The sequence below is a fragment of the Geodermatophilus sp. URMC 63 genome (genome assembly GCF_053502565.1).
Genome location: NZ_CP199956.1, coordinates 513,986 through 529,808, shown reverse-complemented (window position 1 = coordinate 529,808; position 15,823 = coordinate 513,986). Strand labels below are relative to the sequence as shown.

Below are 15,823 nucleotides of genomic sequence, written 5' to 3'. Positions count from 1 at the left end.
GATGTGGCAGCTCACCAGCTCGGTCCGGTTCTACCCGTGGGGCAGCAGGACCGTGATCCCCGAGCTGCTCGGCCAGCCCAGTCCCGCCGAGCGGCCGCACGCCGAGCTCTGGATGGGGGCGCACCCCGACGAGCCCAGCGTGCTGGCCGACGGGCGGCCGCTGGACAAGGCGATCGCCGAGGAGCCCGAGCGGCTGCTCGGCCGGGCCGTCGTCGAGCGGTTCGGCGACCGGCTGCCCTTCCTCATGAAGGTGCTCGCCGCCGACACGCCCCTGTCGCTGCAGGCACACCCGACGATGGAGCAGGCCCAGGCCGGCTTCGCCGCCGAGGAGGCCGCCGGCGTGCGGCACGACGACCCGGCCCGCACCTTCAAGGACCCGTGGCACAAGCCCGAGCTGCTCCTGGCCCTGAGCACCTTCGAGGCCCTCTGCGGCTTCCGGCCGGTGGAGGAGTCGCTGCACTGCCTGGCCAAGCTGCAGCTGCCCGAGCTCAAGCCGACGATCGCCGCGCTGGCCCGTGGCGGGTTGCAGGCGGCCATCCCGCAGCTGCTGGCGCTGTCGGGCCAGCGGCGCACGCACCTGGTCGACGTCGTCGCGCGGAGGGCCGCCGACTTCGTCGCCGCGCACGACCCCGAGTTCATCAACACCTACCGGTGGGCCGCGACGCTGGCCGAGACCTACCCGGGCGACCCGGGCGTGGTCATCTCGCTGATGTGCAACCACCTCAAGCTCGCGCCCGGTGAGGCGGTCTTCCTCCCCGCGGGCAACCTGCACGCCTACCTCTCGGGGGCGGGCGTGGAGGTCATGGCCAGCTCGGACAACGTGCTCCGCGGTGGGCTGACCACCAAGCACGTCGACCTCGCCGCGCTCATCGAGGTGCTCGACTTCTCCGACGGCCGGATCCCGGTCATCCACCCCGTGCTCGGCCCGGGCGGGCTGCGCTACCCGGTCCCGGTGGAGGACTTCGACCTCACCCGCGCCCAGCTCGACGAGCAGGCCGGCCCGTTCACCACCCGGGGCCCGCAGGTGGTCCTGTGCGCCGAGGGGCGCGCGGTCCTGGCCGGCGCCGACGACGAGGTGGTCCTGGAGCGGGGACAGTCGGCGTTCGTCCCGGCCGGGGTCCCGGTCGCCGCCCGCGGCCCCGCCGTCCTGTACCGGGCCACCACCAACATCCGCTGACGACGGCGACCGGCCGCCGCTGACACCCGGCGCCGGGGCGCGTGTCGCGGCCCGGTCGCCCGCGGCGCCGGACGTAGCGTCGACCGTGTCCCTCCGCACGGCGCTGACGAGTACGCTGGCCCTCGGCCTGGTCGCCGTGCTGGGCGCCGGCTGCACGGACCTCGACGGCTCCTCGGCCGGCGCGGCGGGGGACGCCGTCCCTCCCGTCGCGGTCAGCGGCAGCGCGCTGGAGGCGCTGGCCTCGGTCGAGGTCCACGGCCGGGCGCCGCGCACCGGCTACGCGCGCGACCGGTTCGGCGACGGGTGGGCCGACACCGACCGCAACGGCTGCGACACCCGCAACGACGTCCTGGCCCGCGACCTCACCGGCGAGACGTTCGAACCGGGCACCCGCGACTGCGTCGTGCGCACCGGCACCCTCGCCGACCCCTACTCCGGGCGCACCATCGCCTTCCGTCGCGGTGAGGGCACCAGCGAGGCGGTGCAGATCGACCACGTGGTGGCGCTGTCCGACGCCTGGCAGAAGGGCGCCCGGCGGTGGGACGCGGACCGCCGCGTCGCCTTCGCCAACGACCCGCTCAACCTGCTCGCCGTCGACGGCCCGCTCAACCAGGGCAAGGGGGACGGCGACGCGGCGACCTGGCTGCCGCCGAACCGCTCCTACCGCTGCGCCTACGTCGCCCGCCAGGTCGCCGTCAAGCTCACCTACGGCCTGTGGATGACCGCCGCCGAGCGCGACGCGGCGTCCGCGGTGCTCACCACCTGCCCGGGTGAGCCGCTCCCCGCCCGGGACCCGTCGCCGGCCCAGCAGGAGCCGCCGGGCGTCCCGCCGGCCGCGCCGGCCGATCCGTACGCCGACTGCGCCGCGGTGCGCGCCGCCGGTGCCGCCCCGATCCGGGAGGGCGACCCCGGCTGGAACGCGGCCCTCGACCGCGACGGGGACGGCGTCGGCTGCGAGTAGCCGGGGGCGCCACGCGGGCGGGCCGGCCCGGTGGACTCCGTGCACGTCGACTCGGACCGGTACTCCTCGGCCGCGGCGGTGCCCCGCCACGTCGGGCCCCGGCTGGCCGCCGGCTCGGTCCTGCTCGTCGACGAGTTCCTCGACCACGCCGGCTGGGAGGAGCACGAGTACCGCGCCCGGCAGGAGTGGCTGGACCGGACCGCACGACCGTGGCGTACCTGGCCCACCCCTCGACGCACGAGCAGGTGGGCGTGCGGGTGGTCGCCCCGGGCCCCGGCGCCCGGTCCTGACCGCGGGTCGACCACCGCCGGGGAGGGTCCGGGCCGGACCCCGCGTATCCTGGACGACGGCACGAGCCCCGCCGAAGCCTCGGCATGCTCGCTCACCTCAGTGACCCGTACGCCCGCCGGCCCCGGCGGGGCACCGAGCACGGGCATCGACCCTGGAGCGACATGACCGCCTCTACCGGCACCCGCGTCCTGACCGACGGCGACTTCCGCGTCGCCGACCTCTCCCTCGCCGGCTTCGGCCGCAAGGAGATCCGCCTCGCCGAGCACGAGATGCCCGGCCTCATGGCGCTGCGCGCCGAGTACGGCGACGCGCAGCCGCTCGCCGGCGCCCGCATCGCCGGCTCGCTGCACATGACCGTGCAGACCGCCGTGCTCATCGAGACCCTCGTCGCGCTCGGCGCCGACGTCCGCTGGGTGAGCTGCAACATCTTCTCCACCCAGGACCACGCGGCCGCCGCGATCGTCGTCGGCCCCGAGTCGAGTGGTGGCACCGCCGAGGCGCCCGCCGGTGTCCCGGTCTACGCCTGGAAGGGCGAGTCGCTCGAGGACTACTGGTGGTGCACGCAGCGGCTGTTCGAGTTCCGCGACGAGTCCGGCGACGTCGTGGGCCCGAACATGCTGCTCGACGACGGCGGTGACGCCACCCTGCTGGTGCACCTGGGCACCCGCTTCGAGGCCGACGGCGCCGTCCCCGACACCACCGAGGCCGACTCCGAGGAGTACGGCGTCATCCTCGACGTCCTGCGCGGCTCGCTGGCCGCCGACGCCGGCTACTGGACCCGGATCGGGCAGGGCATCGCCGGTGTCACCGAGGAGACCACCACCGGCGTCATGCGCCTCTACGAGCTGGCCCGCGACGGCCGGCTGCTCTTCCCGGCGATCAACGTCAACGACTCGGTCACCAAGAGCAAGTTCGACAACCTCTACGGCTGCCGGCACTCCCTCATCGACGGCATCAACCGCGCCACCGACGTGATGATCGGCGGCAAGGTCGCCGTCGTCTGCGGCTACGGCGACGTCGGCAAGGGCTGCGCGGAGTCGCTGCGCGGCCAGGGCGCCCGCGTGATCGTCACCGAGATCGACCCGATCAACGCCCTGCAGGCGGCGATGCACGGGTACGAGGTGACCACCCTCGACGAGGTCATCGGCAAGGCCGACATCATCATCACGGCCACCGGCAACCGCGACATCATCTCCGCCGAGCAGCTCGGGCAGACCAAGCACCAGGCGATCGTCGGCAACATCGGCCACTTCGACAACGAGATCGACGTGGCCGGCCTCGCCCGCACCCCGGGCATCGAGCGGACGCAGATCAAGCCGCAGGTCGACGAGTGGCGGTTCGCCGACGGCCACACGATCATCCTGCTGTCGGAGGGCCGGCTGCTGAACCTCGGCAACGCCACCGGGCACCCGAGCTTCGTCATGAGCGCCTCGTTCTCCAACCAGGTGCTGGCCCAGATCGAGCTGTGGACCAACCGGGCCGCCTACGAGGGCCAGACGCCCGGCGTGACCGTCCTGCCGAAGAAGCTCGACGAGCACGTGGCCCGGCTGCACCTCGACGCGCTCGGCGTGAAGCTCACCGAGCTGACCAAGGTGCAGGCCGACTACATCGGCGTGCCCGTCGAGGGGCCCTTCAAGAGCGAGCACTACCGCTACTGAGAGGACCACCCCCCACGCCTGGCACACATGCGGCGGACCTGCAGGGGGCCTGAACCCGCGTTCCGCCCCGCCCGGGGCATTCCTCGGGCGGGGCGGAGCGTTTCCGGGCGCGCGTCGCGCAGAATGGGCCCGTGCCACCGACCGCACCGCACAACGGGCCCAGCCGCGGCCGTGTCCTGGTCGTCGACGACGACGCCGCCCTCGCCGAGATGCTCGGCATCGTGCTGCGGCGGGAGGGGTACGACCCGGCCTTCGTGTCCGACGGGAACCGGGCGCTCGGGGTCTTCCAGCAGACCCGGCCGGACATCGTCCTGCTCGACCTGATGCTGCCCGGCCGCAACGGCCTGCAGATCTGCCAGGACATCCGCACCCAGTCCAGCGTCCCCATCGTCATGCTCACCGCCAAGGGCGACACGATCGACGTCGTCCAGGGGCTGGAGGCCGGCGCCGACGACTACGTCACCAAGCCGTTCAAGCCGGTGGAGCTGGTCGCCCGGGTGCGCGCCCAGCTGCGCCGCGGGGAGACCGGGCAGGCCGAGTCGCTGTCCATCGGCGACGTCCAGATCGACGTCCCGGCCCACCAGGTCACCCGTGACGGGACGCCGATCGCGCTGACCCCGCTCGAGTTCGACCTGCTGGTGGCCCTCGCCCGCAAGCCGCGCCAGGTGTTCACCCGCGAGCTGCTGCTCGAGCAGGTGTGGGGCTACCGGCACGCCGCCGACACGCGGCTGGTCAACGTCCACGTGCAGCGGCTGCGCGCCAAGATCGAGCGCGACCCGGAGAAGCCGGAGATCGTGCTGACGGTGCGCGGCGTGGGGTACAAGGCGGGACCGCCGTGAGCCGCCCGTGAGTGCCACCGACCAGGCGCGGCCGACCGGTGGTGTCGGCGGCGCCGGCGGCTCCACGGTCGCCGCGCCCGCGGGGGGCCCGACGACGGTCCCGCCGCGCTCCGGCCGGCCGCAGGACCCGCGCCCGCTGCGGCGCGGCCTGCGTCGCAGCGTGGCCCACGCCCGCCGCGGCGCCCGCCAGGCGGTGGCCGGCGCCGTCTCGGCCTGGCGGTCGTCGCTGCACGTGCGCATCGGTGCGATCACGATGGTCGTCGCCGGCACGGTCGTGGTGATCGTCAGCCTGGTGCTCTTCAGCCAGATCCGCACCCAGCTGCTGTCGGTCAAGGAGCAGGCCGCGGTCGACCAGGCCCAGGCCGGGGTGGTCTACGCCCAGACCGAGGTGGTGGGCATCGCCGCGGGGGACGCCGCCAGCGTGCGCGCCACCCTCGACCGCACGGTGCAGCAGCTGCTCACCCGCGGCGGGTCGGCGGGCGACTTCGACGTCGTCATGGTCTACCGCACGGGGGACACCGAGCGGCCGCCCGCGGTCAGCCGGCCGGGCATCTACCCGGCGCTGCCCGAGGGGCTGCGCGCCGGGGTCGCCGGCGGCGCCCAGTACAGCCAGTACGCGATGGTGCCGAACGACGCCGGACAGCCCCACCCGACCCTGCTGGTCGGGTCCCCGGTGCCCGGCGGGGCCTCCTCGGTCGGCCGGCTCGAGCTGTACTACGCGTTCCCGCTCGACCAGGAGCAGGAGACGCTCTCCCTCATCCGCAGCACCGTGGCGATCAGCGGCATCGCCCTGACCCTGTTCGTGGCGGGGATCGGCGTGCTGGTCACCCGGCTGGTCGTCGACCCGGTGCGGCGCGCCGCCGGCACGGCACAGCGGCTGGCCGAGGGGCAGCTCGAGGAGCGCATGGCCGTGCGCGGCGAGGACGACCTGGCCCGGCTGGCCACCAGCTTCAACGCGATGGCCGACAGCCTGCAGCGCCAGATCACCCAGCTCGAGGGGCTCTCCCAGCTGCAGCAGCGGTTCACCTCCGACGTCTCGCACGAGCTGCGCACGCCGCTGACCACGGTGCAGATGGCCGCCGACGTCCTGCACGAGTCCCGCGGCGACTTCCCCCCGCACGTCGCCCGCTCGGCCGAGCTGCTGCACGAGGAGCTCGACCGCTTCGAGCGGCTGCTGTCGGACCTGCTGGAGATCAGCCGGTACGACGCCGGTGCCGCCGTCCTCGACTGGGAGCCCGCCGACCTCGGGGCGATCGTGGGCCGCGTGGTCGACGGCATGACCTCGCTGGCCACGCGGCACGGCTGCGAGCTCACGGTGACCTGCCCGCCGGGCCCGGTCGTCGCCGAGGTCGACGCCCGCCGGGTGGAGCGGATCCTGCGCAACCTGATCGGCAACGCCGTCGAGCACGGTGCGGGCGAACCCATCGAGGTGACCCTGGTGGCCAACCGGTCGGCGGCGGCGGTGACGGTGCGCGACCACGGCGTCGGCCTGTCCCCGGCCGAGGCCGAGCACGTCTTCGACCGGTTCTGGCGGGCCGACCCCTCGCGGGTCCGCACGGTCGGCGGCAGCGGCCTGGGCCTGTCCATCAGCCTCGAGGACGCCCGGCTGCACGGCGGCTGGCTGCAGGTCTGGGGCCAGCCGGGGCTGGGTGCGCAGTTCCGGCTCACCCTGCCGCTCACCGCCGGAGCCGACCTCACCGGCTCGCCGCTGCCGCTGCGGCCGACGATCGTGCGCCGGCCGAGGGTCCGCCCGTGAGCCGCGGAACGCCCGTGCTGGCCGCGCTGCTGCTCGTCCTGCTCAGCGGCTGCTCGACGGTGCCCACCGGGTCGGCCCCGGTGCAGATCACCGAGGCGCCGACCCGGCCCGCCGGCCAGGTGGGCATCGAGCCGCAGGAGCCGCTCAGCGGCGCCCTGCCCGAGGAGGTCGTGCGCGGCTTCATCGACGCCGCGGCCAGCACGGTGGGCGGGCACCCGGTGGCCCAGGAGTACCTGACCCCCGAGGCCGCCGACACCTGGTCCGACGAGGCCGGCATCACCCTCATCGGTCCCGACTACGCCACGGTGAACGCGGACGCCGGCACCATCGTGGTGACCGGCGACCTGGTCGGCAGCGTCGACACCCGCGGCGTCTTCACCGGCTCGGCGGGGGACCTCTACACCCGCGACTTCACCCTGGTCGAGGTCGACGGCGAGTGGCGGATCACCAACCCGCCCGACGGCCTGCTCATGCTCGTGCCCGACTTCGAGCGGCTCTACGACGAGCGCGCCGCCTACTTCGTCGACCCGACCGGGCAGCGGGTGGTGCCCGACCCGCACTACCTGCTCACCGGTGAGGCGCAGCCGACCGCGCTGGTGCAGCGGCTGCTGGAGGGCCCGTCCCCTGCCCTCGCGGCCGGCGTCCGCAACGCCCTCGACGGCGTCACCCTCACCCGTGCCGTCACCATCGCCGGCGCCATGGTCACCGTCGACCTCGCCGGGCTCCGCGACGTGCCGGCGGCGCAGTTGCCGCTGCTGTGCGCCCAGCTGGTGTGGACGCTCGACCAGCTCGAGGGCGTCAGCTCGGTGGAGATCCGGGCCAACGGCGAGCCGCTGGCGGCCGACGGGGTCCCCGCCGTGCAGCGCACCGACGACTGGGCGGGGTTCGACCCCGACGCGGCGCCCGCCGACGCCGAGGGGCACTACCTCGACGCCGGCCGGCTCATGACCGGCGACAGGTCACCGGCGCCCGGCCCGGCCGGAGCCGGCGCCTACGGGCTGAGCGCGGCGGCGGTGTCGGCCGATCCGCGCACCAGCGCGCTGACCTCGATGGTCGGCACGGCGGTCACCGGCGCGACGACGACGCTGCTGTCGGGCCCGTACGGCGGGGAGCTCACGCCGATCCTCGCCGGTGCCCGGCTCTCCGCGCCGACGGTCGCGGCCACCCGGCCGGAGTTCTGGGTCGTGCGCGACGAGAGCGCGGTGGTCCGCGTCCCGGCGAGCGGCTCCCCGCAGCCGGTGAACGTCCCGACCCTGCAGGGCCAGGGTCGGGCGACGGCGCTGGAGCTCTCGCCCGACGGGGTGCGCGCCGCCGTGCTCGTGAGCCGGGCGGACCGCTCGGCGCTGCTCGTCGGCACCGTCGTCCGCTCCGACGAGGGTCCGGTGGCCCTGCGCGACCTGCGCGAGGTGGCGCCGTCGCTGGGCTCCGTCGTCGACGTCGCCTGGCCGACGGCGGGCAGCCTGATGGTGCTGGCCGGGGACGCCGAGGAGGGCGTGGTGCCCTACGTCGTCGGGGTCGACGGGTGGGGGCTGTCGGAGGTGCCCACCTCCGGGCTGCCCAGCCCGCCGACGGCGCTGGCCGCCGCACCCAGTCAGCTGCCGCTGGTCAGCGCCGGCGGCACGGTGTGGCAGCTGTCGGGCGGCACCTGGGCGACGCTCATCCGCGGCCAGCAGCCGGTGCCCGGCGACCAGCCGTTCTACCCGGTCTGATCCGAGGACCCCGCTGCCCCACCTCCGCAGGGGCAGGGTGGAACCCAGGGGCCGCGGTCGACGGCGGAGCCCGGTGTCCACAGATCCGCGGTGAGCCGCCGCCCGGGCCGGCACGGACCGCAGGCTGGGCGGGTGGGAGCCGGGCAGCCGCAGGTGCGCGCCCACGGCGCCGCACTGGCCGCCGCCCTGGCCGACGTCGTGCTCCCGCGCACCTGCGCCGGTTGCGGGGTGCCGGGATCGGTGCTGTGCCGGCGGTGCGCCCGCCTGCTGGGCTCCCCGCGGGTGGCCACGCCCCGCCGGGTGCCCCGCGGCCTGCCGCCGACCGTGGCCGCCGGCGACTACGCCGGACCGGTGCGCGCCGCGGTCATCGCCTTCAAGGAGCGGGGGCGGTCCGAGCTGGCCGGTCCGCTCGGCGCCGCCCTCGCGCTGGCCGCCGCGGCCGGCGCCGCGGTCGTGCCCGCACGGCCGGTCCTGCTGGTCCCGGTGCCGCCGAGCCGGGCGTCGCTGCGGGCCCGCGGCCGCGACCACGTCCGCGAGCTGGCCACGGTCGCCGTCGGCGAGCTGCGCGCCGTCGGGGTCCCCGCCCGGCTGGCCCCGCTGCTGGCCCGCACCGGCCGCGTCCGCGACTCCGCCGGGCTCTCGGTGGCCGAGCGCCGGGCCAACCTTGCCGGCACGTTCCTGCGCCGGCCGGGGCCGGAGCCGCCGCCGGGGGCGCTGCTGGTCCTGGTCGACGACGTCCTCACCAGTGGCGCGACGCTCACCGAGGCGGCTGCCGCGCTGGCCACCGGACCACCGGCCGGCGGTGCGCCGGTGCTCGCCGCGGTGGTGGCGGCCACTCCCCGGGAGGGTCGGGGAGCGCAGTCGGCGGGAACTCCCCGGACGGACGCGGAGACGCGCGCCGATCACCCTCCGTGAGCGACCTGATCGACTGTCGCAGTCATCCGGCAGCGACTAGCGTGGTGTTGGTCACACCCGCCGACGACCGGGAGGTCTGATGGAGATCGTGGTCCGTGGCCGCAACGTGGAGGTCCCCGAGCACTTCCGCCAGCACGTGGAGGACAAGGTCGGCCAGCTCGAGCGGTTCGACGGCAAGCTGTCGCGCATCGACGTGGAGCTGTTCCACGAGAAGAACCCCCGGCAGGCGGCCAACTGCCAGCGCGTCGAGATCACCCTGCGGGGCAAGGGCCCCGTGGTCCGGGCCGAGGCCTGTGCGCCGGACTTCTACGCCGCCCTCGACCTGAGCGCCGGCAAGCTCGACAACCGGCTGCGCCGCGCCAACGACCGCCGGCGCGTGCACCACGGCCGGCGCACCCCACCCAGCGTCCGGGTGACCGGCCCCTCCGCCGAGCCCGAGCCCGTGGCCGCCGCGCCGGACCCCGCGCTCGAGCAGCAGGTCGACGGCGAGCCGTTGGTCAGCGACCTCGACGAGCACCTGCCCGGCCGGGTGGTGCGCGAGAAGCACCACCCCGCCGTCCCCATGACCGTCGACCAGGCCCTCCTCGAGATGGAGCTCGTGGGCCACGACTTCTTCCTCTTCCAGTGCGCCGACACCGGCCGGCCGACCGTCGTCTACCGGCGGCACGCCTTCGACTACGGGCTCATCCGTCTGGTCGAGCCCCCGCTGGGGGAGCAGCACAGCACCTCCGCCGAAGCGGCCGAGCCCGCGGCCGTCCCGCGCTGACACCGCGGCAGGGGCCCGGCCCGACCGGGCCGGGCCCGTGCCCGTCAGTCACCGGGCAGCCGGCCGAACAGGACGGCGTCGGCCCGGGTGCCGTCGCGGTAGGACAGGCAGGAGCGGACGACGCCCTCGCGGACGAAGCCGGCCCGCTCGGCGACCGCCTGGGAGGTGCCGTTGCGGACGTCGGCCAGCAGGTGGACCCGCGGGGCGCCCCGCTCCAGCGCCCAGTCGGCCAGGGCCCGCGCCGCCTCGGTGGCGTAGCCCCGACGGCGGGCCCACGGCGCCACCCAGTAGCCGACCTCCGGGCCGAGCCGGCGCCCGTCGTCCAGGTGGTGCAGGCCGCAGGAGCCGACCAGCCCGCCGTCGGCCTCGATCGCACACGACAGGTCGCGGCCCTCCGCGCGCCCGCGGGGCGAGGTCCTCGTGACGAAGTCCTCGGCCGCCTGGTGGGTGTACGGCTCGGGCAGGGCCAGCAGCCACCGCCGGGTCTCTGCATCCCGGCAGGCGCGGAACACGGCGTCGGCGTCGTCGGACCGGTAGGGCCGCAGCACGAGCCGGTGGGTGCGCACCACCTCGGTGGTCAGGTCGACGCCGGTCAGAGAGAGGACCCCGTCCCTCTCATCGCTCGCACGCTCGCGACGAGCCTCCGGACGGGGCCGAGAAGCGGTCATGCCCTGATGGTCACGCGCTGCCCAGCACTCGGTCGACCGATATCTCGATGACCACCCGCGCCGGGTTCTCCCGCGGGGTGCGATAGCGCTGCGCGTAGCGGGCCTCGGCGTCGGCCACGGCGGCCCGGTCGTCGCGTACCACCGCCGTCCCCTCGAGGGTCAGCCAGCGGCGGCCGTCGACCTGGCAGACCGCCACCCGCGCCTGCCCGGCCCGCACGTGCCGGGCCTTGGCCGAGCTCCCGGAGGTGATCACCCGGGCGGTGCGCGTGTCGGGGTCGTAGGTGACGCCGACCGGCACGACGTGCGGACTGCCGTCGGCGCGCAGCGTGGTCAGCGTGGCCAGGTGCCGCTCGGCGAGGAGGAAGGCGAGCAGTTCCGGACCGAGATCGTGCAGGTCGTGGGCCACGCCGACGAGGTTAGGTCGACGGCGTCGCGGGCACCGGCGCGACGTGGATCTGGCGGGTGCGCGCGTGCTGGTGGCCGGGGCGACGGGCGTGCTGGGCGGTGCGCTCGCGCGGGCGCTGGCCGGGGCCGGCGCCCGGCCGGCGCTGACCGGTCGGGACGACGGCCGGCTGCAGGCGCTGGCCGGAGAGCTCGGCGGCGCTCCGGCACTCCCCGCCGACGCGGTCGACGTCGACTCCGTCCGCCACGCGGTGGACGCCGCCGCGGAGGCCCTCGGCGGTCTGGACGCCGTCGTCGTCGCGTGGGGCGTGGTGGCCTTCGGCCCGGCCGCCGTCGCCGACGACGCCGTCACCGAGGAGCTCTTCGCCGTCAACACGCTGGCGCCGATGAGCCTCGTCCGGGCCGCGCTGCCGCACCTGACCGACGGCGGGGCGGTCGTGCTGCTGTCGGCGATCGTCGCCGATGCGCCCACGCTGGGCATGGCCGAGTACTCGGCGAGCAAGGCGGCCCTCTCGGCGTGGGCCTCGGTGCTGCGCCGGGAGCTGCGCGGCCGCTCGATCACCGTGCTCGACGTCCGGCCGCCGCACGTCGACACCGGGCTGGTCGACCGCGCGCTCGCCGGCACCCCGCCCCGGCTGCCCGCGGGGCACGACCAGGAGGAGGTCGTGGCGGCGGTGCTCGACGGCCTGCGCGAGGGAGCCCGCGAGGTCGTCCTCGACCCCCGGGAGCGGCGACTCGTGCGCCGCTGAGGCCCCGGCCCGCAGCCCGCACCGCCGTCCGGCGGCGCGGGACCGCTGAGGTGTGCGTGCCCCGCCTACGCTGGTGGCGTGGTGTTCTCGAGAATCCTCCGAGCCGGTGAGGGCAAGATCCTCCGACGACTGGACCGGATCGCCGACGCGATCGAGTCCCTGGAGGACGACGTCTCCGACCTCACCGACGCCGAGCTCCGGGCGAGGACCGACGAGTTCAAGGCGCGCATCGACGACGGCGAGACCCTCGACCAGCTGCTGCCCGAGGCCTTCGCCGTCGTCCGGGAGGCCGCCACCCGCACGCTCGGCCAGCGGCACTTCCGCGTGCAGCTCATGGGCGGCGCCGCCCTGCACCTGGGCAACATCGCCGAGATGCGCACCGGTGAGGGCAAGACCCTGACCGGCGTGCTGCCGGCCTACCTCAACGCCCTGAGCGGCGAGGGCGTGCACGTGGTCACGGTCAACGACTACCTGGCCAAGCGCGACGCCGAGTGGATGGGCCGGGTGCACCGCTTCCTCGGCCTGTCGGTGGGCACGATCCTCTCCGGGGAGAAGCCGGCGCACCGCCGCGAGCAGTACGCCGCCGACATCACCTACGGCACGAACAACGAGTTCGGCTTCGACTACCTGCGCGACAACATGGCCTGGAGCAAGGCCGACCTGGTCCAGCGCGGTCACCACTTCGCGATCGTCGACGAGGTCGACTCGATCCTCATCGACGAGGCCCGCACCCCGCTGATCATCAGCGGGCCGGCCGAGACCGCCGGCAAGTGGTACGTGGAGTTCGCGCGGATCGTGCCGCTGATGGAGCGGGACGTGCACTACGAGGTGGAGGAGGCCAAGCGCACGGTCGCCGTCACCGAGGAGGGCGTGGAGTTCGTCGAGGACCAGCTCGGCATCGACAACCTCTACGAGGCGGTCAACACCCCGCTGATCGGCTACCTCAACAACGCGCTGAAGGCCAAGGAGCTCTTCCACCGCGACCAGCAGTACATCGTCAGCAACGGCGAGGTGCTCATCGTCGACGAGTTCACCGGCCGCGTGCTGGCCGGGCGCCGCTACAACGAGGGCATGCACCAGGCCATCGAGGCCAAGGAGGGGGTGAAGATCAAGGACGAGAACCAGACGCTCGCCACGATCACCCTCCAGAACTACTTCCGGCTCTACGAGAAGCTCTCCGGGATGACCGGCACCGCCCAGACCGAGGCGGCCGAGCTCTCCCAGACCTACAAGCTGGGCGTCGTCCCGATCCCGACGAACCGGCCGATGGTCCGCGAGGACCGCTCCGACGTCATCTACAAGACGGAGAAGGCCAAGTTCGACGCCGTCATCGACGACATCGCCGAGCGGCACGAGGCCGGCCAGCCGGTGCTCGTGGGCACCGCCAGCGTCGAGAAGTCCGAGGTCCTGTCGACGTTCCTGGTCCGCAAGGGCATCCCGCACGAGGTGCTCAACGCCAAGAACCACGCGCGCGAGGCGCACATCGTGGCGCAGGCCGGCCGGCTCGGCGCGGTCACCGTGGCCACCAACATGGCCGGCCGCGGCACCGACATCCAGCTCGGCGGCAACCCCGAGTTCATCGCCGACGAGGCGCTGCGGGCCCGGGGGCTCTCGCCGTCGGAGACGCCCGAGGAGTACGAGGCCGCCTGGGACGAGGCGCTGGCGACGGCGAAGGACCAGGTCCGGGCCGAGCACGAGGAGGTCACCGAGGCCGGCGGCCTCTACGTGCTGGGCACCGAGCGGCACGAGAGCCGCCGGATCGACAACCAGCTGCGCGGCCGCTCGGGCCGGCAGGGCGACCCGGGGGAGTCGCGGTTCTACCTCTCCCTCGGCGACGACCTCATGCGCCGCTTCAACGGCCCGATGCTCGAGTCGATGATGACCACGCTGCGCGTCCCCGACGACCAGCCGATCGAGTCGAAGATGGTCACCCGCGCCATCCGCTCCGCCCAGACCCAGGTCGAGCAGCAGAACTTCGAGGTCCGCAAGGACGTCCTCAAGTACGACGAGGTCCTCAACCGGCAGCGCACCGTCATCTACGACGAGCGCCGCAAGGTCCTCGACGGCGAGGACCTGCACGAGCAGGTGCAGCACATGCTCGACGACGTCGTCTCCGCCTACGTCGACGGCGCCACCGAGACCGGCTACGCCGAGGACTGGGACCTCGACCAGCTGTGGACCGGCCTCAAGGCGCTCTACCCGGTCGGGTTCGGCGTGCCGGAGCTGCTCGACCGGGTCGCCGACGGCGAGCAGGCCTCGCTGGGCGCCGACGTGCTCAAGCGGGAGCTGCTCGACGACGCCCACCACGCCTACGAGGAGCGCGAGTCGGCGCTGGGCTCGGAGGTCATGCGGGAGCTCGAGCGGCGGGTGCTGCTGAGCGTGCTGGACCGCAAGTGGCGCGAGCACCTCTACGAGATGGACTACCTGCGGGCCGGCATCCACCTGCGCGCGATGGCCAACCGCGACCCGGTCGTGGAGTACCAGCGCGAGGGCTACGACATGTTCAACGCGATGCTCGACGGCATCAAGGAGGAGTCGGTCGGCTTCCTGTTCAACCTGGAGGTCAAGACCAAGGAGCAGCAGGACGCCGAGGCGCAGGCCCGGCAGGCCGAGGCCGAGGCCAAGGCGCTGGCCGCCGCGCAGGAGGGCACCGCTCGCGTGCTCGCCCGCCAGGCCGCGGCGGCGAGGGCAGCGGCCGAGAGCGCGGCGGCCGAGGCCGCGACGTCCGCGCCCGAGGCCGCGCCGGCTCCTGCCGTGCCGACCGCCGGACCTGCTGCTGCCCAGCCTGCTGCTGAGCCGGTTGCCGCCGAGCGCGCCGCTGCTGTCGACGGGGACGGCGCCGCACCGTCCGCGGCTGCGGTGTCGGTGACCAAGCCGGCGGGCAAGCCCGCTGCCCGGCGCTCGACCGGTGCTCCGGCGAACCGGCCGGGTGGTCGGCACGCCGCTCGGAACACCGCCCCGGCTGCGCCCGCCGCTCCGGCCGAGGAGGCGCCGGCGCCATCGGGCACCGGCCCGCAGCTGGCGGTCAAGGGACTCGACGAGCCGCACCGCACCGAGGGCCTCAGCTACTCGGCGCCCAGCCTGGACGCCTCACCCGGCGAGAGCGGCCGGGCCAAGGCGGCGAAGACGGCGACGGTCACCGGCACCAAGGAGCCGGCCCGCAACGCGCCGTGCCCCTGCGGATCGGGCAAGAAGTACAAGGTGTGCCACGGAGTCGCCGGCCGCTGAGGCCCTCGCTCCGGCGACCGCGCCCCGCCGACCCGACCGGGTCGTCGGGGCGCGGCTGTCCGCGGGGCATGGGCGCGACCAGGTCCCTCACCCGATCGACAGGGCGGTGCAGCGCCACCGCCCGTCGACGCCCTCCAGGCGGGCGGCCACCGCGTGCGCCCGCCCGGCCCGCCGTGCCACCGCGCTGACCTCGGCCACGCCGTCGACCGGCTCGCACACGTGCACCGGCCCCAGGACCAGCGGCGCCGTCCCCTCCCGGCACCAGGTCGGCCGCCGGCCCTGCACGAGCGCCGCGTGCACGCCGGGGGAGGTCAGCCGCTGCACCTGGGACAGCGGCCGCCGGCCGGCCAGGGCCTCCAGCGTGGTGGTGAGCAGCAGGCGGCCGGCGGCGCGCGGGTCGGGGAGGTCGGCCCGCACGGACCAGGCCGGCCCGAAGGGGTCCACGGGCACCCGGCGCTGCCCCGGCGGTGTCGGGCGGGGACCGGGTCGGTGCGGCGGGCGCGGTGGCGGCGTGGACGGGTCGACCAGCGCCACGGCCGGACCGTCGAGGGCCGGGTGCAGGGCGGGGACGACCGCCAGCCGCAGCGTCCGGAGCGGAGCCGGGACGGCGGGTGCGGCCGGTGCGGCGGAAACGGCGGAGGGACGGGCGGCGGGCTGTGCCGGTGCGGTCACGGGAGCTTCCCGGGGTCGGGTCGGAGGACGGG

General features: G+C 75.1%; 13 protein-coding genes. 10 read left to right on the top strand and 3 right to left on the bottom strand.

Translation table 11 applies throughout. The annotated features are described in order from the left end of the window. Position 1: 1 nt before the first annotated feature. From manA to hpf, 8 genes are all read left to right on the top strand, one after another. On the top strand, positions 2-1,177 hold the full coding sequence (manA, locus tag ACWIZO_RS02540; RefSeq protein ID WP_448640979.1) for a mannose-6-phosphate isomerase, class I: 1,176 nt from the start codon (positions 2-4) through the stop codon (positions 1,175-1,177). 85 nt (positions 1,178-1,262) lie between these two features. Further along, a complete protein-coding gene (locus ACWIZO_RS02535; RefSeq protein ID WP_448640978.1) occupies positions 1,263-2,138 on the top strand; it encodes a GmrSD restriction endonuclease domain-containing protein in 876 nt (291 codons plus the stop codon). Positions 2,139-2,590: 452 nt separating this feature from the next. Beyond that, entirely contained in the window at positions 2,591-4,087 is a 1,497-nt protein-coding gene (gene ahcY / locus ACWIZO_RS02530) for an adenosylhomocysteinase (RefSeq protein ID WP_448640977.1), read from the top strand. 131 nt (positions 4,088-4,218) lie between these two features. Continuing rightward, positions 4,219-4,926, top strand: a complete 708-nt coding sequence (mtrA, locus tag ACWIZO_RS02525) for an MtrAB system response regulator MtrA (RefSeq protein ID WP_448640976.1) — start codon at positions 4,219-4,221, stop codon at positions 4,924-4,926. 7 nt (positions 4,927-4,933) lie between these two features. Next, complete coding sequence (gene mtrB / locus ACWIZO_RS02520; RefSeq protein ID WP_448640975.1) at positions 4,934-6,682, top strand: MtrAB system histidine kinase MtrB; 1,749 nt, start codon at positions 4,934-4,936, stop codon at positions 6,680-6,682. Continuing rightward, positions 6,679-8,391: an LpqB family beta-propeller domain-containing protein gene (locus ACWIZO_RS02515; protein WP_448640974.1), complete on the top strand. Its 1,713-nt coding sequence runs from the start codon at positions 6,679-6,681 to the stop codon at positions 8,389-8,391. Before mtrB ends, ACWIZO_RS02515 begins: the two co-directional genes overlap by 4 nt. A 132-nt stretch (positions 8,392-8,523) precedes the next feature. Continuing rightward, entirely contained in the window at positions 8,524-9,306 is a 783-nt protein-coding gene (locus tag ACWIZO_RS02510; protein ID WP_448640973.1) for a ComF family protein, read from the top strand. Positions 9,307-9,385: 79 nt separating this feature from the next. Beyond that, positions 9,386-10,072, top strand: coding sequence for a ribosome hibernation-promoting factor, HPF/YfiA family (hpf, locus tag ACWIZO_RS02505; protein ID WP_448640972.1), 687 nt, complete (start codon positions 9,386-9,388; stop codon positions 10,070-10,072). A 44-nt stretch (positions 10,073-10,116) separates the two neighbouring features. Here the strand turns inward: hpf and ACWIZO_RS02500 are convergent, their stop codons facing one another. Both ACWIZO_RS02500 and ACWIZO_RS02495 read right to left on the bottom strand, forming a co-directional pair. Further along, on the bottom strand, positions 10,117-10,740 hold the full coding sequence (locus tag ACWIZO_RS02500) for a GNAT family N-acetyltransferase (protein WP_448640971.1): 624 nt from the start codon (positions 10,738-10,740) through the stop codon (positions 10,117-10,119). A gap of 10 nt (positions 10,741-10,750) precedes the next feature. Next, a complete protein-coding gene (locus tag ACWIZO_RS02495) occupies positions 10,751-11,146 on the bottom strand; it encodes a pyridoxamine 5'-phosphate oxidase family protein (RefSeq protein WP_448640970.1) in 396 nt (131 codons plus the stop codon). 43 nt (positions 11,147-11,189) lie between these two features. Here ACWIZO_RS02495 and ACWIZO_RS02490 point away from each other — a divergent pair, with 43 nt between their 5' ends. Both ACWIZO_RS02490 and secA read left to right on the top strand, forming a co-directional pair. After that, positions 11,190-11,891: an SDR family NAD(P)-dependent oxidoreductase gene (locus ACWIZO_RS02490; protein ID WP_448640969.1), complete on the top strand. Its 702-nt coding sequence runs from the start codon at positions 11,190-11,192 to the stop codon at positions 11,889-11,891. 78 nt (positions 11,892-11,969) lie between these two features. Beyond that, entirely contained in the window at positions 11,970-15,119 is a 3,150-nt protein-coding gene (gene secA, locus ACWIZO_RS02485) for a preprotein translocase subunit SecA (RefSeq protein ID WP_448640968.1), read from the top strand. An 87-nt stretch (positions 15,120-15,206) separates the two neighbouring features. Here the strand turns inward: secA and ACWIZO_RS02480 are convergent, their stop codons facing one another. Continuing rightward, positions 15,207-15,791, bottom strand: a complete 585-nt coding sequence (locus tag ACWIZO_RS02480) for an Rv3235 family protein (RefSeq protein ID WP_448640967.1) — start codon at positions 15,789-15,791, stop codon at positions 15,207-15,209. Positions 15,792-15,823: the final 32 nt, after the last annotated feature.